This window comes from Burkholderia alba, from assembly GCF_034721475.1.
GTDB classification, from domain to species: Bacteria; Pseudomonadota; Gammaproteobacteria; order Burkholderiales; family Burkholderiaceae; genus Burkholderia; species Burkholderia alba.
This window is the reverse complement of sequence record NZ_JAWJWL010000007.1, coordinates 207,107-225,282: the sequence shown is the minus strand read 5'-3', so window position 1 is coordinate 225,282 and position 18,176 is coordinate 207,107. Positions and strand designations below refer to the sequence as shown.

Below are 18,176 nucleotides of genomic sequence, written 5' to 3'. Positions count from 1 at the left end.
CGCCGCGCGCCCGTCACTATAACAAGCAGGACCGCCGGTTTCGCCGCGCCAAAAGAAAGCGGCCGGCGGAGCCTGTGCTCCGCCGGCCGCGATGAGCCGGGCGAGACGGACGGCCACGCGCCGCGCCCCTCCCCGCTCGCGCGAACCCCGGCCTACTTCGCGGCCACCACCGGGATGCCGCGCAGCGATCCCGCGCCCTTCATCTCGTCGAGCGCACGCTGCACGGCCGCGCTGGAGGCCGCCGGCACCGACAGCCGCGCCGCCAGCTCGCGCTCCGCGCGCTTCACGCCCGCGAGGCTCGCCAGCTTCACATGGCCGTAGCCGCGCACTTTCGCGTGCAGCTCCGCCAGCTGCGCGACCTGCTCCGCGTTGTCCGGGGACAGCGCGGCCAGCGCGCCGCGCAGCGTCGCCTCGTAGTCGTCGGCCAGCGCGCGCTCCATCCGTCGTTCGACGGTCCCGCCGAACGGATCGAGCCGCGTGCCGCGCAAGCCGCGCACGCGCGCCAGCCAGCCGAACACCGGCCACATCCACTGGCCGAACACCTGCTTCCTCGGCACCGCGCCGCCCTTGCCCGGCTTCGCCGTGGCCGGCGGCGCGAGGTTGAACTTCACCCGGAAATCCTTGCCCGCCGCGCCTTCGAACTGCGCTTCGAGCGCGCGGCGAAACGCGTCGTCGCTGTACAGGCGCGCAACCTCATACTCGTCCTTCACCGCGAGCAGCCGGTAGAAGGTGGTCGCGACACCGCGCGTCACGCGCTCGTCGCCCGCCGCGCGCGCGGCGCCGACCAGCCGGCGATAGCGCTCGACATACTTCGCGCCGCCGTAGCCCGCGAGACGCGCCTCGCGATCGGCGACCAGCGCGTCGAGGGTCTGCGGCGCGGCGGCCTCCCGCACCGGATGGCGCGCGTCCCACAACGCTTCGAGCGCCGCCGCATCGGCCGCCGCCAGCCGGCCCACCGCGAACGCGAGCCGGTTCATCGGCACCGCGACGTTGTTGAGTTCGATCGCGCGCATCAACGCAGCGTGCGACACCGGCACCAGCCCGAGCTGCCAGGCGAACCCGAGCATCAGGATGTTCGCGCCGATCGTGTCGCCGAGGAATTTCGTCGCGAGCGCCTGCGCGTCGCAGCTCGACAGGTAGCCGTCGCCCGCCGCGTGCTGCATCTTCGCGAGCAGCGCGTCGGCGTGCAGGTTCGCCTCCGGGTTCCGCACGAACGACGCATTCGGGATCGGGTGCGTGTTCACGACGATCCGGGTACGTTCGCGCCGCACGGTCTGCAGCGCATCGCCGCCCGCGCCCACCACCATGTCGCACGCGAGCAGCACGTCGGCCTGCTGCGTGTCGATGCGCACCTGGTTCAGCCACTCGTCGCGCGCGGCGATCCGCACGAACGACAGCACCGATCCGCCCTTCTGCGCGAACCCCATGAAATCGAGCACCGACGCGCTCTTGCCTTCGAGGTGCGCGGCCATGCTGATCAGCGCGCCCACCGTCACGACGCCCGTGCCGCCGACGCCGGTGACGAGCATGTCGTACGGCGCGGCGTCGAGATGCGTCGCGGGCGTCGGCAGCCCGTCGACGCGCGCGGCCAGCGCGGCCTCGTCGAACGCGACGCCCGCGGCCTTCTTGAGCTTCGCGCCCTCGACCGTGACGAAGCTCGGGCAGAAGCCGTTCACGCACGAGAAGTCCTTGTTGCACGACGACTGGTCGATGCGGCGCTTGCGGCCCAGCGGCGTTTCGAGCGGCTCGACCGACAGGCAGTTCGACTGCACGCCGCAGTCGCCGCAGCCTTCGCACACCGCGTCGTTGATGAACAGCCGCTTGTCCGGATCGGGGAATTCGCCCTTCTTGCGGCGGCGGCGCTTCTCCGCCGCGCAGGTCTGGTCGTAGATCAGCACGGTCACGCCGTCGGTATCGCGCAGTTCGCGCTGCACCGCGTCCATCTCGCTGCGGTGATGGAAGGTCGTGCCGTTCGGGAACAGGCCGTGATGGCCGTCGTATTTCTCCGGCTCGTCCGACACCACCACGAAGCGCGACACGCCCTCGGCCTCGACCTGCCGCGCGATCTGCGGCACCGAGATGCTGCCGTCGACCGGCTGGCCGCCCGTCATCGCGACCGCGTCGTTGTAGAGGATCTTGTAGGTGATGTTCGCGCGGGCCGCGACGGCCTGGCGGATCGCGAGAATGCCCGAGTGGAAGTAGGTGCCGTCGCCGAGGTTCTGGAACACGTGGCGCGTGTTGGTGAACATCGCGTGCGCGGCCCAGTCGACGCCTTCGCCGCCCATCTGGATCAGCCCGGTCGTGTCGCGCTCCATCCACGACGCCATGAAGTGGCAGCCGATCCCCGCCTGCGCGATCGATCCGTCCGGCACCTTCGTCGACGTGTTGTGCGGGCATCCCGAGCAGAAGTACGGCGTGCGCTTCACCGCGTCGGCCTCGTTCGACAGGATCCGCGGCGCGACCAGATCGACGACCCGCGCGCGGCGGTCGAGCGCCGGCTTGTGGCGCGCGAGCCAGTCGGCGAACACAGGCAGGATCCGCGACGGCCGCAGCTCGCCCAGCTCCGGCAGCAGCGGCGCGCCCGCCGCGTCGTGCTTGCCCAGCACGCGCGGGCGCGCGCCCTGCTCGCGGTTGTACAGGTAGTCCTTGATCTGCTGCTCGATCACCGGCCCCTTCTCCTCGATCACGAGCACGTCGGACAGGCCGTCGACGAACCGGTCGATACGCGTCATCTCGAGCGGGAACGACAGGCCGACCTTGTAGATCCGCACGCCCGCCGCGTCGAGATCGGCGACGGTGAGATCGAGCCGGCGCAGCGCTTCCATCAGGTCGAGGTGCGCCTTGCCGCAGGTCACGATCCCGACGTTCGCGTGCGCGCTCTTCGCGATCCACTTGTCGATGCTGTGGGTACGCGAGAAGTGGCGCACCGCGTCGAGCTTCGCGGCCAGCCGCGCCTCGATCGCGAGGCTCGGCAGGTCGGGCCAGCGGTTGTGCAAGCCATCCGCGGGCGGCTCGAAGCCGGCCGGCGCGGGCCAGTCCGTCTGCAGCGCGTCGAGATCGACGGTCGAGCCCGATTCGACGGTTTCGGAAATCGCCTTGAAGCCGACCCACGCGCCCGAGAAACGCGACAGCGCCCAGCCGTACAGGCCGAATTCGAGCATGTCGGCCAGGTTCGACGGATTCACGACCGGCATGTGCCACGCCATCATCGCGAAGTCGCTCTGGTGCGGCATCGACGACGACACGCAGCCGTGGTCGTCGCCCGCCACCACCAGCACGCCGCCGTGCGGCGACGCGCCGTACGCATTGCCGTGCTTCAACGCGTCGCCCGCGCGATCGACGCCCGGCCCCTTCCCGTACCACATCGCGAACACGCCGTCGACGGTGCGCTCCGGGTCCGCCTCGACGCGCTGCGTGCCGAGCACGGCCGTGCCGCCAAGCTCCTCGTTGATCGCGGGCAGGAAGCGCACGCCGCTCGCGTCGAGCAGCTTTTTAGCTTTCCACAGCTGCTGGTCGACCATGCCGAGCGGCGAGCCGCGGTAGCCGCTGACGAAGCCCGCCGAATTCACGCCGCGCGCGGCGTCGAGCGCGCGCTGCATCAGCAGCAGGCGCACGAGCGCCTGCGTGCCGGTGAGGAAGATCCGGCCGCGCGTCGCGGCGAGGTTGTCGGTGAGGCGGTAGTCGGACAGGTCGGGCTGGCCGTCGAGGGGCAACCGGGCGGTCATGGGGGTGTCTCCTGATTCATGTTGTTCTGGGCTGGCGCGCAATCGGGCGTCCGGGAAGCCGATCGGACGATTTCCGGCACACCGCCGAATGGACTCTATTTTTTAGCGCCGATCGGAGAAAATTTTTTCTTATCTCGCGAGCCGATCGACGATCGGAGCAAGACTGCCGACGCTTTTCACGGGAATTGAGAGAGATTTGCCGCGCCGCTCGCCCGGCCCGCCGGCGAACCGCAATGGTGCGGCGCAATAGCGGCACGGCGCCCCGCGCCGAACCGACCTCGCCCGCGGCCGCCGGGTCGAAGCCACTCGCCCGCCGCCGCCGCGCGCGATAAGCTGGCAGCCCGGCAACGCCATCGCAGGAGACGCCCGATGAAACTGTATTACTGGCCGAAGACCCGCGCGTTCCGCGCGCTGTGGATGCTCGAGGAAATCGGCACGACCTACGCGCTGGTGCCCGTCAGCCTCCCCGCGAACGAGCAGAACGGCGACGCATTCCTGAAGGTGAATCCGATGGGCAAGCTGCCCGCGCTGGAGGACGGCGGCGAGGCGTTCGGCGAATCGGAGGCGGTGCTGCTGTATCTTGCCGATCGTTTTCCGGACGCGCGCCTCGGCGCCCCCGCCGGCGATCCGTTGCGCGGCCGCTTCCTGCAGTGGATGACCTTCACGCCCGCGTGCCTGGAGCCCGCGATGGCGGAAAAACTCACGGGCGCGGCGAGCAATCCGGTCAGCTTCGGCTGGGGCAATCTCGAGCGCGTGCGGCGTGCGCTCGACGCCACGCTCGCCGGTCAGCCCTGGCTGCTCGGCGAACGCTTTTGCGCCGCCGACATCCTGCTCGCGAACACGCTCGAGATCGCACTGGGCGCGAAGGTCCTGCCGCGCGACGGGCTGTTCGGCGACTACGTCGCCCGGGCGCAAGCGCGCGACGCCTATGTGCGCGCGAAGGCAATCGAAGCGCGCGAGATCCGGCGCCTCATGCCCGGCTGACCTCGGCCGCGGGCAGCGGCTCCAGCGGCTCGACATCGTTGAAGCGGCTGTAGTCGATGTGCGTCATGCCGTCGACCTCGCTCATCAGATCGACGTAGCGGTGATTCCAGCTGATCTGGTCGTGCTCCCACGCATGGCGCGCCTGCATCACCTGCGCGGTGGTCTCGTCCGAGCCTTCGATCATCACCATCACGAGCGCGCTGCAGGCGGCGAGCGATTCCGGCGTCGCGCCGTGGAGCGGGCTCGCCTCGTCGATCACGTGCATCAGATTCCAGCCGAGCAGGAAGATCGGATGCTCGCTGCGGACCAGCTTCAGATCGTGGATCTTGAGCATTCCGTAGCCTTCGGGCGTGCCTTCCCTGCGCATCAGGCGCAGCTTCGCGCGTGCTTCGGCGATCACGTTCTGGCGTGCGTTCGCGGCACGCACCATCAGCGTCATGCGGCCGTTCAGCGGACGCACCACCGCGTGGCGCGCGAACAGGATCTTCGCGCGCGGCCGGGCGAAGCGCGCGAACACGAGGCCCGTCGACAACGCGATCCCCGACATCCCGACGAAGATCTCGAAGGTCGCGACGAGGTGCGCATAGACGGTCTGCGGATGCATGTCGCCGTAGCCGACGGTCGCGAGGGTTTCGACGCTGAAGAAGAACGCGCCCGCGAAACCCGGCGGCGACTGGTTCGCGATCGCCCCGCGCCCAAGCTGATAGAGCGTCGCGAATACCGCGTTGTTGACCAGGAACAGCAGCGCGAGCGACGCGAAAAATACCGGCCAGCTCACCTTCAGCGCCCAGTAGTACAGGTCGCGCCAGCCGGGCGCCGAGAGGCCGTACGCGGTCACGTAGCGGGTGCCGGACCAGATCCGGCGGCCGCGCGTCGGCCTGGGCCGGCCGGTCTCGCGGGCGGGTTCGGAACGGGAATCGACTGTCATCGCAAGCCTCGCCGGATCGGGGTGCGACGAGCGTAGCATGGCGCGCGGCCGGTTGACCTGACGGATCCGGCCGCGCTCGCGGGCGGCGGCGCATCCGCCGGGCCGCCGCAATGGCAACGGCAAGCAGGTTGCCCGTGCTTGCCGTTTTCCCCGCGCGGCGCGCCTGCCGCGCGCCCGGGGTTGCTTACTTCCGGTCGACGATGATCTGGTCGAACGTCCCGCCGTCGGCGAAATGGGTTTTCTGCGCGTTCGCCCAGCTGCCGAAAACCTGTTCGACGCTGAAGGTCTTGAGCGGCCTGAATTCGCTCGCGTGCTTCTTCAGCACGTCCGGATCGCGCGGCCGCAGATGATGCCGCGCGACGATTTCCTGCGCGGCGGGCGTGTACAGGTACTCGAGGTAGGCTTGCGCCTCCTTGCGGGTGCCCTTCTTGTCGACCACCTTGTCGACCACCGCGACGGGCGGCTCCGCGAGAATGCTCGCGGACGGGTACACGGCGTCGAAGTTCGCGCCGGACGCACCCGTGTCCATCAGCGCGACCTCGTTCTCGAACGTGACGAGCACGTCGCCGATGCCGCGCTGCGTGAAGGTGGTGGTCGCGCCGCGGCCGCCGGAGTCGAGCACCGGCACGTTGCGGAAAATCGCCTTCTCGAAGTCGAGCGCCTGCGCATCGCTCGCGCCCTTCAGCTTCTGGTAGCCCCACGCGGCCAGATACGCGTAGCGTCCGTTGCCCGATGTTTTCGGATTCGCGATGATCACCTGCACGCCCGGCTTCGCGAGATCGCTCCAGTCCTTGATCTGCTTCGGATTGCCCTTGCGCACCAGGAACACCATCGTCGTCGAGTACGGCGAGCTTTGGTTCGGCAGGCGCGCGCGCCAGTCCTTCGACAGCAGCTGGCCGCGCTCGGCGAGCAGATCGATGTCGTTCGGCTGGTTCATCGTCACGACGTCGGCCTGCAGGCCCTGCAGCACCGACAGCGCCTGCGCGCTCGACGCGCCGTGCGACTGCCGGATCGATACCGTCTCGCCGGTCTTCTGCTTGTACGCGGCGACGAACCCGGCGTTGATGTCCTTGTACAACTCGCGCGTGACGTCGTAGGACACGTTCAGCAGCGCGGTGTCGGCGTGCGCGCTCGCCGCCGCGCCCAGCGCCGCCGCCGTCGCGCCGGCCAGCAGCCAGCGGCCGATCCCCAGGGTGTGCTTCATCGATGATGCTCCGCTCGGATGGTTGTCAGGTATGGGTAAGCGGCGATTTTAGCCGGGCCGCGCGCGACTCCCTTAGAACCAATCGTGTTGAGATCAGCATCAAAAGTCATGAGCGGCCTCGGCCGCCGGGCGCTGGCCAGGCCACGGGCCGCGGTGCTAAGATGCCCGCTCAGTTCATTGTCCCGTCCGCCATGCCGATCGTCCCACGTTCGTTCCCGCTCTTCGCCGCCGTCGCGGCAGGCGCGCGCATGGCCGGCCTCAAACTGAAAAAACGACTCCTCGACTGACGGGGATGTCGCGTCCCGTCAGGCGATCAGCCGGACGGGATACTCGCAGGTGCGCTCACCTTCTCGAATGCCTCGCTCCGGCGCCCGCCGGCGGAACGGTTCCGTTCAATCCGTTTCATCAAGAGGCTCATCATCATGCAGGTTCGTTTCGAAGGTATCTGGCTGCCGATCATCACGCCGTTCCATCAGGGCGGCGTCGATCATGCCGCGCTCGCGCGGCTCGCGCGCCACTATGCGGCGGAGGGCATCGCCGGCTTCATCGCCGGCGCGACCACGGGCGAAGGCGCGCTGCTCGACGCGGCGGAACAGGAAGCCGTGTACGCGACCTTGCGCGGCGCGGCGCCCGGGCGGCCGATCGTGCTCGGCCTGTCGCACAGCGCGACGCAGGCCGCCGCCGACCGCGCGCGCGCACTCGCGGCGCTCGGCCCCGACGGCCTGCTCGTCACGCCGCCCACCTACGTGCGCCCGACGCAGGAGGGCATCCGGCGGCACTTCGAGGCGATCGTCGAGGCGTCCGGCCTGCCGCTGCTGGTCTACAACATTCCGTACCGGACCGGCGTCGACGTCGAGCTGGACACGCTGCAGGCGCTGGCGTGCGATCCGCGCGTCGTCGGCGTGAAGGAGTGCGGCGGCAGCATCGACCGGATGATGCGGCTCGTGCACGAAACGCCGCTGCGTATCTTCTCCGGCGACGACAACCAGAATTTCGCGGCGCTGTGCGTCGGCGCGCACGGCACGATCGCCAGTTCCGCTCACCTGCTGCCCGCGTGGCACGTGCGGATGCACGCGCTGTTGCGGCAACGCGAACTCGAACAAGCGCGCGGCATCGCGGTCGCGCTGCAGCCGCTCGTGCGCGCGCTGTTCGCCGAGCCGAACCCGGCGCCGGTGAAGGCGCTGCTGGCGCAGCAGGGATGGTGCGAGGACCGCCTGCGGCTGCCATTCATGCCCGTGAGCGACGCGTTGCGCACGCACTTGCGCACGCTGCTGGACACGCTCGAAGCGACGGCGGCGGCGGCCTGAGCGGCCCGCCCGAGCGCCTGCGTCCGAGCGCCTGCGTCCGTGCACCTCGGCGCAGCGCGATTCGGCGATTCGGCGATTCGGCGGTTCGGCGGTTCGGCGGTTCGGCGGTTCGGCGGTTCGGCGGTTCGGCGGTTCGGCGGTTCGGCGGTTCGGCGGTTCGGCGGTTCGGCGGTTCGGCGGTTCGGCGGTTCGGCGGTTCGGCGGTTCGGCGGTTCGGCGGTTCGGCGGTTCGGCGGTTCGGCGGTTCGGCGGTTCGGCGGTTCGGCGGTTCGGCGGTTCGGCGGTTCGGCGGTTCGGCGGTTCGGCGGTTCGGCGGTTCGGCGGTTCGGCGGTTCGGCGGTTCGGCGGTTCGGCGGTTCGGCGGTTCGGCGGTTCGGCGGTTCGGCGGTTCGGCGGTTCGGCGGTTCGGCGGTTCGGCGGTTCGGCGGTTCGGCGGTTCGGCGGTTCGGCGGTTCGGCGGTTCGGCGGTTCGGCGGTTCGGCGGTTCGGCGGTTCGGCGGTTCGGCGGTTCGGCGGTTCGGCGGTTCGGCGGTTCGGCGGTTCGGCGGTTCGGCGGTTCGGCGGTTCGGCGGTTCGGCGGTTCGGCGGTTCGGCGGTTCGGCGGTTCGGCGGTTCGGCGGTTCGGCGGTTCGGCGGTTCGGCGGTTCGGCGGTTCGGCGGTTCGGCGGTTCGGCGGTTCGGCGGTTCGGCGGTTCGGCGGTTCGGCGGTTCGGCGGTTCGGCGGTTCGGCGGTTCGGCGGTTCGGCGGTTCGGCGGTTCGGCGGTTCGGCGGTTCGGCGGTTCGGCGGTTCGGCGGTTCGGCGGTTCGGCGGTTCGGCGGTTCGGCGGTTCGGCGGTTCGGCGGTTCGGCGGTTCGGCGGTTCGGCGGTTCGGCGGTTCGGCGGTTCGGCGGTTCGGCGGTTCGGCGGTTCGGCGGTTCGGCGGTTCGGCGGTTCGGCGGTTCGGCGGTTCGGCGGTTCGGCGGTTCGGCGGTTCGGCGGTTCGGCGATTCAGCGGCTCAGCGGCTCAGCGACTCGGCGGCTCGGCGGTGCTGCGATTCAGCGGTTCGGCAGCGCCGCGACTCGGCAACCTCCCCGCACGGCCTACGCGCTACCGCATCCGCTCACGCCGCCAGCGCGTCGACCGCCGCAACGGGCATGCGCACCGCCTGCAGCATGATTTGCGCGAGCCGCTCGACAGTGGGCGTCGCCGCCGACGTGTTCTTCAACAACACGAGCGGCATCGTGGGCAGCGCGGGCAGGCCGGCCGCCGCCGGTTCGAGCGCGCGCACCGACGCGGGCAGCCCGTAGCAGGAGCGCACCGTCAGCCCGAGCCCCGCCGCCGCTGCCGCCCACAGTCCCGCGAGGCTGGGACTCGTGAACGCGACCCGCCACGGCACGCCCGCGCGGTCGAGCGCGGCGGTCGCCGCGCCGAAGAACACGCACGGCCGGTCGAACACCACGAGCGGCAGCGGCTCAGCGGCGTCGAACCCGGCGTGCGTCGCGGGGCCGATCCAGCGCATCGGGATCTCCGCGATCGGTTCGCCGACGACACCCGCGCGCGCGGCAAACGCCGCCGACGCCGAATCGCCCCACACCAGCGCGAGATCGAGCTGATTCGCGTCGATCCGTTCGAGCAATTCGGCATTACGCGCGACCCGCGCCTCGATCCGCACCTTCGGATGCGCGCGCGCGAAACGGCCCAGCACGTCGGGCAGCACCGCCTCGCCGAAATCCTCCTGCAGACCGATCCGCACCCAGCCGTCGAGATTCACGCCGCGTACCGCGGCGGCCGCCTCGTCGTTCAGTTCGATCAGGCGCCGCGCGTAGCTGAGCATCGCCTCGCCCGCATCGGTGAGCGCGAGGCCGCGCCCCTCCTTGCGAAACAGCGGCGCGCCGGCCTGCGCCTCGAGCTTCCGGATCTGCGCGCTGACCGCCGACGACGAGCGCGCGACCCGGTCGGCCGCCTTCGCGAAGCTGCCGAGATCCATGCCGGCGACGAGGCTGCGCAGCGCGGCGACGTCGAAGTTGGTTTGCGACATGACAACCATCCTGTTTTATCGAACGATTGATTCGAAACTTTCCGATATTCAGGATGAATGTACGGCGCGACACTGGGCTCCGTCAACGTCATTCAGGGAGTCCCCATCATGGAAACGCCGGCTGCCATCCCGTTCCGCCGGGCCGCACGCGCGCCTCATCCGCCGGCTTCGCACCGCTGGCGGGTGCTGGGCGTGGGCGTCGCCGCCAACATGAGTTTCTCCGCCGCCGCCGCCGGGATCCCGACCACGGCCGTCTGGCTGCGCGCCGACTACCACTTCGGCAACGGCGCGCTGGGCGTCGTGCTCGGTGCGTTCGGGCTCGGCGTGGCGCTCTCCGAACTGCCGTGGGGCATGGCGGCCGACCACTGGGGCGACCGCCGGGTGCTCTTGACCGGCCTGCTCGCCACCGCCGCCGCGCTCGTCGCGATGGCCTGCGCGGTGGTGCCGTCCGCGCACGGCGTGCCGCCCGTGATGCTGCTCGCGGCCGCGATGATGGGGGTCGGCCTGCTCGGCGGCAGCGTCAACGGTTCGAGCGGCCGGGCCGTGATGCGCTGGTTCGGCGAAGGCGAACGCGGTCTGGCGATGAGCATCCGCCAGACCGCGGTGCCGCTCGGCGGCGGCGTCGGCGCGGCGCTGCTGCCGTCGCTCGCGTCGCGATTCGGCTTCGCGGGCGTCTACGGCGCGCTGGCGCTGCTGTGCGTCGGTTCCGCCGCGCTCACGTGGCGCTGGCTGCACGAACCGCCCGAGCACGCCGCGCCGGGACGCCCCGCGTCCGCCCCGTCCGGCACCGGCGCCGACGCCCGCCGTCATCCGCTGCGCAGCGGGCCGATCTGGCGCGTCGTGCTCGGCATCGGCCTGCTGTGCTCGCCGCAGTTCGCGGTGCTCACGTTCGCGACCGTGTTCCTCCACGATTTCGGCCGCCTGGGCCTCGCGGGCATCACCGCGGCGATGGTCGCGCTCCAGGCCGGCGCCATGGTGATGCGCGTCTGGAGCGGCCGCTACACCGACCGGCACGGCAACCGCCGCGCGTACCTGCGCGGCTCGGTGCTGGTGGCCGCCGCGGCGTTCGCGATGCTGGCGCTCGCGACGGCGGCCGGACGCCAGATACCGATCGGCGCGATCGTGGCGTTGCTCGTGATCGCGGGGGTATGCGTGTCGGCGTGGCACGGCGTCGCGTACACGGAACTGGCGACGCTGGCCGGCGCCGATCAGGCCGGCACCGCGCTCGGCATGGCCAATACCGCCGTGTACGTCGGTTTCTTCCTGACGCCGCTGGCGATCCCGCCTCTGCTCGCGAGCGCCACGTGGGGCGTCGTGTGGCTGGCCGCCGCGCTGTGCGCATGCGGCGCCTACCCGCTATTTCCGCGCCCGGCGCACCGCGCGCCGTGAGCGCGGCGGGGCCGGCGCACCCGCCCGGGTCGTTACCGGCCCTCGCGCGCCAGCGCGCGCCGCACCGCGTCGCGCCCGGCCACGCGCTGCGTATGCGCGCTCCACGCGGGGTGGCGCTCCATCTCGAAGCCGACCGCCTGGCCCCAGCGGTACAGCACCAGCAGGAACGGATCGACGATCGAATAGCCGCCGGGCTCCGCCCACGCGCGGCCGTCGCCCAGCCCGGCCTCGATCGTGTCGTTCGCCGCCGCGATCACGCCGCGTCCGTGCGCACTGATCGTCCCGTGCACGGACGGATCGGCGGCAAAGCGGCCCGGCCGCCACAGCGCGCCGTAGCCGACGCCATGGGTCCAGCCGACGAGCCACGCGAGCCACTCCTGGCAGCGCGCCTCGCGCAGCGGATCGTCGAGCGGCAGCAACTGGGCGTCCGGATGGCGCCGCGCGAGATAAGTCAGGATCGCGGGCGTTTCGGTGAGCGCCCCCGCCTCCCCCGGAATCGCAAGCGCGGGTACTCGCGCCTTCGGGTTGATCGCGAGGTAGCGCGCGCCGGTGTTGTCGCCCGACGCGACCGAGACGACCTCCGCGTCGAACGGCGCGCCCGTTTCCTCCAGCGCGATGTGTACGGCGAGCGAGCACGCCCCCGGGGAATAGTAGAGACGATAGGCATTCATCGCGGCGACTCCGGGTGTCGAGTGAAGATGGCGCGAGTGTAGGAATCGCATCGGGGCGCGACAAACGATAAATTGTGACGCTCAGACATTAGTGTTACTAATACGCGATGGCCCGTTCACCGATTCCTCCGCTGCAGACCCTGCGCGCCTTCGAAGCGTCGGTGCGGCTGCAGAGCTTCACGCGCGCCGCCGATGCGCTCGCGCTCACCCAGGGCGCGGTCAGCCAGCACGTGCGCGCGCTCGAAGCGCAAGTCGGCCGCCCGCTGTTCGTCCGCGAGCGCCACGGCGCGACGCCCACCCCGGCCGCGCACGCGCTGGCGCTGCAGGTCCGGCAAGGGCTGAGCGTGCTCGAGCGCGCGTTCGAGCCGACGCGCGCCGGCCGTGCCGCCGTTGCAGGCCCGCCCGCCGAAACCCTGCACGTCGGCGTGCTGCCGAGCGTCGCCGCGCGCTGGCTCGAACCGCGCCTGCCGCGCTTTCGCGCGCTGCATCCGTCGATCGAGATCGCACTGCACCCGGACGTGCGGCTCGCGCCGCTCGGCAAGCGCGACCGCGTCGACGTCGCGCTGCGCTACGGCCCGGGTTCGTGGCCCGGCGTCGTCGCGGAGAAACTGATGGACGAGACGGTGTTCCCGGTCGCGAGTCCGGCCTACCGCAATCGCGACGGCATCCCGCCGCGCGCCGCCGCCGACCTGCTGAGCGCGACGCTGCTGCGGCATCACGCGCAGCCGTGGGAGCCGTGGCTTCAGGCCGCCCGGCTCGACCTCACCGAGCATCCCCGCGCACCGCGCTTCAGCGATCCGGAGGCGCTGATCGACGCGGTGCTGCACGGCCGCGGCGTCGCGCTCGCGCGCCGTTCGCTGATCGCGCCCGAACTCGCGTCGGGTGCGCTGGTGCGGGTGTCGAAGGTCGCCATCGTCGACGTCTACGCGCACTATGTCGTGTGGCGCGACGGCCATCCGAAGCACGCGGCGATCCACGCGTGGCTCGACTGGCTGCGCGGCGAAGTACGCCGCAAGACGCCGCGCCGGTAACGCGGGCGCCCGCACGCCGCCGCGATGCGAGACGGCGACGGCGACGGGAAATCGTCAGGAATACGCAAGGAAATCGTCATAACACCGCTGTTGCAAACGTTTCACGGAATCGTCTCATCGTCTCTTCATACTTTCCGGCGATTCGCGATCAGCCTTTTACCTGGAGACATCCGATGCGTCACCGCGCGACCGTCGTCCTAGCCCTTTCCGCCGCCGTGCTGCTCGCCGCCTGCAGCGACGACGCCACGCATGCCGCGCGAGCCGGCGCCGACGCACGGCAGACGGGGGCCTCGGCGAACGCCGGCGACACGGCGAGCGCGTTCAACAGCACGGCGCCCGCCAGCGGCGGTGCGTCGGGCGACGCGCCGCTTGCCACGCCGGTCGTTCACTATCCGCCCGACGACAGCGACGACGCGCCCGACTCGACCGCCACGGCGGCCGCGCCCGCATCGACGCCCGGCTGATCGCCTGCTTCCGTCCCCCCGCAGAACCCGCCAGAGGTGAAAACATGACGTCAGAAAGTCGCCGCCGTTTCCTGCATACCGTTGCCAATTCCGCGGGCGCCGCCGCCGCGCTCACCGTGTTCCCCGAGTCGATCCGCCGCGCGCTCGCGATCCCGGCCGCGCCGGGCACCGGCACGATCCGCGACGTCGAGCACGTCGTGGTCTTCATGCAGGAAAACCGCTCGTTCGATCATTACTTCGGACACCTGCGCGGCGTGCGCGGCTACAACGATCGCTTCCCGATCGCGCTGCCGAACGGCAAGCCGGTGTGGTACCAGCCGTCGAAGGCGAACGCCGCGCAGCCGGTGCTGCCGTTCCGCCTGAACACGCTGACGACGAGCGCGCAGTGCATCGGCGATCTCGACCACTCGTGGTACAAGACGCAGGCCGCGATCGACGGCGGGCGCTACGACCAGTGGCCCGCGAACAAGACCGACATGACGATGGGCTATCACGTGCGCGAGGACATCCCGTTCCACTACGCGCTCGCCGATGCGTTCACGGTCTGCGACAACTACTTCTGCTCGCTGCCCGGCCCGACCCACCCGAACCGCTCGTACCTGATGACGGGCACCGTCGATCCGACCGGCAAGTTCGGCGGCCCGCTGCTCGACAACAACGACTACGTCGACGGCGACGGCCCGCCGCAATACCAGCTGCTGTCGTGGACGACCTTCCCGGAGCGCCTGGAAGCGCGCGGCGTGTCGTGGCAGGTCTATCAGCAGGGCGTGAACGGCAACGACCCGATCAACGGCAACTACGGCACGAACGTCCTGCAGAACTTCGCGAACTTCATCAACGCGCAGCCGGGTTCGTCGCTCTACCAGCGCGCGCAGACGGCGCGCACGCTCGACGACCTGAAGGCCGACGTACTGGCGAACAAGCTGCCGCAGGTGTCGTGGCTGCTGCCGCCCGCCGCGTTCTCCGAACATCCGAAATACACGCCCGCGTACGGCGCGAACTACACGTCGCAGATCCTCGACGCGCTGACCGCGAATCCCGACGTGTGGCGCAAGACCGTGCTGTTCATCATGTACGACGAGAACGACGGCTTCTTCGATCACGTCGTGCCGCCGCAGCCGGCCACCACGCGCGCGCAGGGCCTGTCGACCGTGACGGTCGACGGCGAGATCCACAACGTCGTGAACCCCGGACGCGGCGGCAGCTACACCGCCGACGGCCTGCCTTACGGCCTCGGGCCGCGCGTGCCGATGACGGTCGTGTCGCCGTGGACCAAGGGCGGCTTCGTGTGCTCGCAGGTGTTCGATCACACGTCGGTGATCCGCTTCATCGGCGAGCGCTTCGGGATCGACGAGCCGAACATCACGCCGTGGCGTCGGACCGTGTGCGGCAACCTCACGTCGGCGTTCGATTTCCGCACGCCGGATGCGACGTTGCCGCCGCTTCCCGACACCAGCAACTACCGTTCGATCGCGGACCAGCTGTGCACGACCAAGCCCGCGCCGACGGTGCCGGCTCAGCCGAGCCCGATCGATCCGCAGGAACCCGGCGTGCGCCCGGCGCGCGCGCTGCCGTACGAACTGCACGCGAATGCGTCGCTGCACGGCACGCAGCTGCGCATCGAGTTCGCGAACCGCGGCGACCAGGGCGCGCATTTCTACGTGTACGCGTCGAACCGCACCGACGGTCCGTGGCGCTATACGGTCGGCGCGCACCACACGCTGCACGACGAGTTCGATCTGTCGGTGACGGGGGGCGCGTACGCGTTCACGGTGTACGGCCCGAACGGCTTCGTGCGCAGCTTCGCCGGCAAGGCCGTCGCACAGGCGCAGCACGGCTGGCGCTCGGCCGCGCATCCGGAGGTGAAAGCGGGCTACGACGTCGCGAACGGCAATCTGTTCCTGAAGATCACGAACCACGGCGGGGAACGCGTGCAGCTCACGCTGACCGACAACGCGTACGGTGCGCCCGCCCGCCGACTGACCCTGCACGGGGGCGAGGAGCGCGTCGAACAGTGGCTGCTCGCGTCGAGCCACCACTGGTACGACGTCACCGTGTCGGACGCCGCGACGGGCGACTTCGTGCGCCGCTTCGCCGGCCACATCGAGAACGGCCGCCCGAGCTATTCCGATCCGGCGGCGGTCGCGCCCGTGACCGCCTGAGCCGGCGGCCCGACCCACGACAAAAGCCTGGCCGCGCGCCAGGCTTTTTTATCGGACGGCCGCGCGCGACGGCCGCCGCGTCACGCCGCCGCCGTCGCGGCCACTGCGCGCGCCGGCGGCTCGAACTCCCCCGCCGGATCGCGGAACCGCAGCGGCGCCGCGCAATGCACGAGCGTATCGATGAAGTACTTCGCGCGCGGCCACGGGCCGTAGCCGGCCGCCGTGTTGATATGACCGGCATCGCCCAGGTTGACGTACGCGCTGCCGAGCCGGTGCGCGAGTTCGCGCGCCTCGCCCGCGCTCATCCACGGATCGGTTTCGCTGCCGATCACGATCGACGGCACGGTCAGACGCCGGCCTTCGAACGCGCCCGCGAAGGTGAATTTCCGGGGGCTCGCCGGTGCGACGAGCAGCACGCCGGCGACGTCCGCTGTCGGCGTGCCGCGCTGCGTGAGCGCGTGCGCGGCCGCGAGGCAGCCGAAGCTGTGCGCGGCAAGCACGAACGGCCCGCGTTCGCGCGCGAGCAGATCCCGCACCGACTGCGCCCAGCGGGCCAGCTGCGGCGCGTCCCAGTCGTCCTGTTCGACGCGCAGCGAACGCGCGAACTGCCGCTCCAGCCAGGTCTGCCAATGCGCGCCTTCGCTGCCGTGCAGCCCGGGCACGGTCACGAGCCGCGGCGGCCAGTTCGATTTGCTGCATGCGCGCATGTTTGCCTCGCTAGGCTGGGAGTCTGGTTCCGATTGTGGTGTGGACCACACGCGCGACGAACCAATTTTTTGTGCTTTGCATTTCGGCGCGCGGCGGCGAAACCGGCGCCGAAACCGTAGAATGAGGGCCTCACTCAGGAGACGTTTGATGCCCGCCCCGCTTCCCGGCGCGTTGCGCCCGTTCCACCTGGCCTTTCCCGTCACGAGCCTCGATCACGCGCGGCGCTTCTACGGCGGCCTGCTCGGCTGCGCCGAAGGCCGCAGTTCCGATCGCTGGGTCGATTTCGATTTTTTCGGCCATCAACTGGTCGCGCACCTCGCGCCCGACGAAACCGGCCGCGCCGGCGTCAACCCGGTGGACGGCGACGATGTGCCGGTGCGTCACTTCGGCGTCGTGCTGTCGATGGACGAATGGCAGGCGCTCGCCGATCGCCTGACGGCGGCCGGCACGTCGTTCGTGATCGAGCCGCACCTGCGCTTCAAGGGCGAAGTGGGCGAGCAGGCGACGATGTTCTTCCTCGATCCGTGCGGCAATGCACTCGAGTTCAAGGCGTTCGCCGACATCGGCCAGCTGTTCGCGAAGTGAGCCGCATGGACCTGCTGTTTTACTCCCCGCATCAGGACGCCGCCGACTGGCAGCGCGAGATCGCCCGCGCGCTGCCCGGCGCGCGGCTTCGCGCGTGGCAGCCGGGCGACGACGCGCGCGCCGACTACGCGCTCGTCTGGCGCGCGCCGCGCGCGTTCTTCGCGCCGCGCGACGGATTGCGCGCGGTGTTCAATCTCGGCGCGGGCGTCGATGCGCTGCTCGCGCTGGAGCACGCGCATCCCGGCACGCTGCCGCGCGAGCTGCCGCTCGTGCGGCTCGAGGACACCGGCATGGCGCCGCAGATGGTCGAGTACGTGACCCATGCGGTACTGCGCTATCTGCGCCGCTTCGACGAGTACGATCAGCAGCGGCGCGACCGGCTGTGGCGGCCGCTGCCCGCGCATCCGCGCGCGACCTTCACGGTCGGCGTGCTCGGCCTCGGCGTGCTGGGCGAGCAGGTCGCGCGCGCGCTCGCGGCGTTGAACCTGCCGGTGCGCGGATACAGCCGCCGCTCAAAGCACATCGAAGGCGTCGCGACGCATGCGGGCGACGTGCGCCCGGGCGATGCCGCGCTCGACGCCTTCCTCGACGGCGCGAAAGTCCTCGTGAACCTGCTGCCCAGCACGCCCGACACTCGCGGCGTGCTGAACGCGCACACGTTCTCCAAGCTCGCGACCGGCGCGTATCTGATCAACGTCGCGCGCGGCGCGCACCTCGTCGAGGCCGACCTGCTCGACGCGCTCGCGTCCGGCCGGATCGCCGCCGCGACGCTCGACGTATTCGAGCGCGAACCGCTGCCCGCCGATCATCCGTTCTGGCGCGAGCCGCGCATCGCGATCACCCCGCATATTTCGGCGGAAACCCTGCGCGCCGAGGCGATCGAGCAGATCGCCGCGAAGATCGGCGCGCTGGAGCGCGGGGAAGCGATCGGCGGGATCGTCGATTACGCGCGCGGCTACTGACCTCGACGGTCCGCCGCTCGCCCCCATCAGGATTCA

The 18,176-nt window shown here is 70.7% G+C and carries 16 protein-coding genes; 10 read left to right on the top strand and 6 right to left on the bottom strand.

Annotation, left to right across the window (positions count from 1 at the left end; genetic code table 11):
- Positions 1 to 152 precede the first annotated feature (152 nt).
- Positions 153 to 3,725: an indolepyruvate ferredoxin oxidoreductase family protein gene (locus tag RZR99_RS10485; RefSeq protein ID WP_323119684.1), complete on the bottom strand. Its 3,573-nt coding sequence runs from the start codon at positions 3,723 to 3,725 to the stop codon at positions 153 to 155.
- 369 nt (positions 3,726 to 4,094) lie between these two features.
- Between RZR99_RS10485 and RZR99_RS10480 the strand changes: the two genes are divergently transcribed.
- Positions 4,095 to 4,709 carry a glutathione S-transferase family protein gene (locus RZR99_RS10480; RefSeq protein WP_323119683.1) on the top strand — a complete coding sequence of 205 codons (615 nt, stop codon included), beginning with the start codon at positions 4,095 to 4,097 and terminating at the stop codon, positions 4,707 to 4,709.
- Here the strand turns inward: RZR99_RS10480 and RZR99_RS10475 are convergent.
- Positions 4,696 to 5,637, bottom strand: a complete 942-nt coding sequence (locus tag RZR99_RS10475) for an ion channel (RefSeq protein WP_407655431.1) — start codon at positions 5,635 to 5,637, stop codon at positions 4,696 to 4,698. The two genes, RZR99_RS10480 and RZR99_RS10475, sit on opposite strands and share 14 nt — an antisense overlap.
- Before the next feature lie 184 nt (positions 5,638 to 5,821).
- Positions 5,822 to 6,841: a sulfate ABC transporter substrate-binding protein gene (locus RZR99_RS10470; RefSeq protein WP_323119682.1), complete on the bottom strand. Its 1,020-nt coding sequence runs from the start codon at positions 6,839 to 6,841 to the stop codon at positions 5,822 to 5,824.
- 161 nt (positions 6,842 to 7,002) lie between these two features.
- Between RZR99_RS10470 and RZR99_RS10465 the strand changes: the two genes are divergently transcribed.
- The 3 genes from RZR99_RS10465 (at position 7,003) to RZR99_RS10455 (ending at position 9,306) form a co-directional block, all read left to right on the top strand.
- Positions 7,003 to 7,128, top strand: coding sequence for a hypothetical protein (locus RZR99_RS10465; protein WP_323119681.1), 126 nt, complete (start codon positions 7,003 to 7,005; stop codon positions 7,126 to 7,128).
- A gap of 135 nt (positions 7,129 to 7,263) precedes the next feature.
- Complete coding sequence (gene dapA, locus RZR99_RS10460) at positions 7,264 to 8,148, top strand: 4-hydroxy-tetrahydrodipicolinate synthase (RefSeq protein WP_323119680.1); 885 nt, start codon at positions 7,264 to 7,266, stop codon at positions 8,146 to 8,148.
- A gap of 39 nt (positions 8,149 to 8,187) precedes the next feature.
- Positions 8,188 to 9,306: a hypothetical protein gene (locus RZR99_RS10455; protein ID WP_323119679.1), complete on the top strand. Its 1,119-nt coding sequence runs from the start codon at positions 8,188 to 8,190 to the stop codon at positions 9,304 to 9,306.
- Here RZR99_RS10455 and RZR99_RS10450 read toward each other — a convergent pair.
- Positions 9,251 to 10,168, bottom strand: coding sequence for a LysR substrate-binding domain-containing protein (locus RZR99_RS10450; protein ID WP_323119678.1), 918 nt, complete (start codon positions 10,166 to 10,168; stop codon positions 9,251 to 9,253). The two genes, RZR99_RS10455 and RZR99_RS10450, sit on opposite strands and share 56 nt — an antisense overlap.
- A gap of 108 nt (positions 10,169 to 10,276) precedes the next feature.
- Here RZR99_RS10450 and RZR99_RS10445 point away from each other — a divergent pair, with 108 nt between their 5' ends.
- A complete protein-coding gene (locus RZR99_RS10445; protein WP_323119677.1) occupies positions 10,277 to 11,557 on the top strand; it encodes an MFS transporter in 1,281 nt (426 codons plus the stop codon).
- Between the two features lie 32 nt (positions 11,558 to 11,589).
- On the opposite strand, the gene RZR99_RS10440 is transcribed toward RZR99_RS10445, so the two are convergent.
- The gene (locus RZR99_RS10440; RefSeq protein ID WP_323119676.1) at positions 11,590 to 12,228 is read right to left on the bottom strand and encodes a glutathione S-transferase family protein; all 639 of its coding nucleotides are present in this window, start codon (positions 12,226 to 12,228) and stop codon (positions 11,590 to 11,592) included.
- Positions 12,229 to 12,335: 107 nt separating this feature from the next.
- On the opposite strand from RZR99_RS10440, the gene RZR99_RS10435 reads away from it, so the two are divergent.
- The 3 genes from RZR99_RS10435 (at position 12,336) to RZR99_RS10425 (ending at position 15,885) form a co-directional block, all read left to right on the top strand.
- Positions 12,336 to 13,259, top strand: coding sequence for a LysR substrate-binding domain-containing protein (locus RZR99_RS10435; protein ID WP_323119675.1), 924 nt, complete (start codon positions 12,336 to 12,338; stop codon positions 13,257 to 13,259).
- A 173-nt stretch (positions 13,260 to 13,432) separates the two neighbouring features.
- On the top strand, positions 13,433 to 13,723 hold the full coding sequence (locus RZR99_RS10430; RefSeq protein ID WP_323119674.1) for a hypothetical protein: 291 nt from the start codon (positions 13,433 to 13,435) through the stop codon (positions 13,721 to 13,723).
- A 44-nt stretch (positions 13,724 to 13,767) separates the two neighbouring features.
- Positions 13,768 to 15,885, top strand: a complete 2,118-nt coding sequence (locus RZR99_RS10425) for a phosphocholine-specific phospholipase C (protein WP_323119673.1) — start codon at positions 13,768 to 13,770, stop codon at positions 15,883 to 15,885.
- A gap of 80 nt (positions 15,886 to 15,965) precedes the next feature.
- On the opposite strand, the gene RZR99_RS10420 is transcribed toward RZR99_RS10425, so the two are convergent.
- Entirely contained in the window at positions 15,966 to 16,592 is a 627-nt protein-coding gene (locus tag RZR99_RS10420; protein WP_323119672.1) for an RBBP9/YdeN family alpha/beta hydrolase, read from the bottom strand.
- 148 nt (positions 16,593 to 16,740) lie between these two features.
- Here RZR99_RS10420 and RZR99_RS10415 point away from each other — a divergent pair, with 148 nt between their 5' ends.
- Together RZR99_RS10415 and RZR99_RS10410 are read left to right on the top strand one after the other, a co-directional pair.
- Positions 16,741 to 17,178 (top strand): VOC family protein, encoded by a 438-nt coding sequence (locus RZR99_RS10415; RefSeq protein WP_323119671.1) that lies wholly within the window; start codon positions 16,741 to 16,743, stop codon positions 17,176 to 17,178.
- Positions 17,179 to 17,183: 5 nt separating this feature from the next.
- Positions 17,184 to 18,140 (top strand): 2-hydroxyacid dehydrogenase, encoded by a 957-nt coding sequence (locus tag RZR99_RS10410; protein WP_323119670.1) that lies wholly within the window; start codon positions 17,184 to 17,186, stop codon positions 18,138 to 18,140.
- Positions 18,141 to 18,176 lie beyond the last annotated feature (36 nt).

Excerpts from the sequence above, each read along its gene's own strand:
- RZR99_RS10435 (WP_323119675.1), top strand. The coding sequence starts at position 12,336 with ATGGCCCGTTCACCGATTCCTCCGCTGCAGACCCTGCGCGCCTTCGAA.
- RZR99_RS10430 (WP_323119674.1), top strand. The coding sequence starts at position 13,433 with ATGCGTCACCGCGCGACCGTCGTCCTAGCCCTTTCCGCCGCCGTGCTG.
- RZR99_RS10475 (WP_407655431.1), bottom strand. The coding sequence starts at position 5,637 with ATGACAGTCGATTCCCGTTCCGAACCCGCCCGCGAGACCGGCCGGCCC.
- RZR99_RS10410 (WP_323119670.1), top strand. The coding sequence starts at position 17,184 with ATGGACCTGCTGTTTTACTCCCCGCATCAGGACGCCGCCGACTGGCAG.
- RZR99_RS10425 (WP_323119673.1), top strand. The coding sequence starts at position 13,768 with ATGACGTCAGAAAGTCGCCGCCGTTTCCTGCATACCGTTGCCAATTCC.
- RZR99_RS10440 (WP_323119676.1), bottom strand. The coding sequence starts at position 12,228 with ATGAATGCCTATCGTCTCTACTATTCCCCGGGGGCGTGCTCGCTCGCC.
- RZR99_RS10485 (WP_323119684.1), bottom strand. The coding sequence starts at position 3,725 with ATGACCGCCCGGTTGCCCCTCGACGGCCAGCCCGACCTGTCCGACTAC.
- RZR99_RS10470 (WP_323119682.1), bottom strand. The coding sequence starts at position 6,841 with ATGAAGCACACCCTGGGGATCGGCCGCTGGCTGCTGGCCGGCGCGACG.
- RZR99_RS10420 (WP_323119672.1), bottom strand. The coding sequence starts at position 16,592 with ATGCGCGCATGCAGCAAATCGAACTGGCCGCCGCGGCTCGTGACCGTG.
- dapA (WP_323119680.1), top strand. The coding sequence starts at position 7,264 with ATGCAGGTTCGTTTCGAAGGTATCTGGCTGCCGATCATCACGCCGTTC.
- RZR99_RS10415 (WP_323119671.1), top strand. The coding sequence starts at position 16,741 with ATGCCCGCCCCGCTTCCCGGCGCGTTGCGCCCGTTCCACCTGGCCTTT.
- RZR99_RS10480 (WP_323119683.1), top strand. The coding sequence starts at position 4,095 with ATGAAACTGTATTACTGGCCGAAGACCCGCGCGTTCCGCGCGCTGTGG.
- RZR99_RS10465 (WP_323119681.1), top strand. The coding sequence starts at position 7,003 with ATGCCCGCTCAGTTCATTGTCCCGTCCGCCATGCCGATCGTCCCACGT.
- RZR99_RS10450 (WP_323119678.1), bottom strand. The coding sequence starts at position 10,168 with ATGTCGCAAACCAACTTCGACGTCGCCGCGCTGCGCAGCCTCGTCGCC.
- RZR99_RS10445 (WP_323119677.1), top strand. The coding sequence starts at position 10,277 with ATGGAAACGCCGGCTGCCATCCCGTTCCGCCGGGCCGCACGCGCGCCT.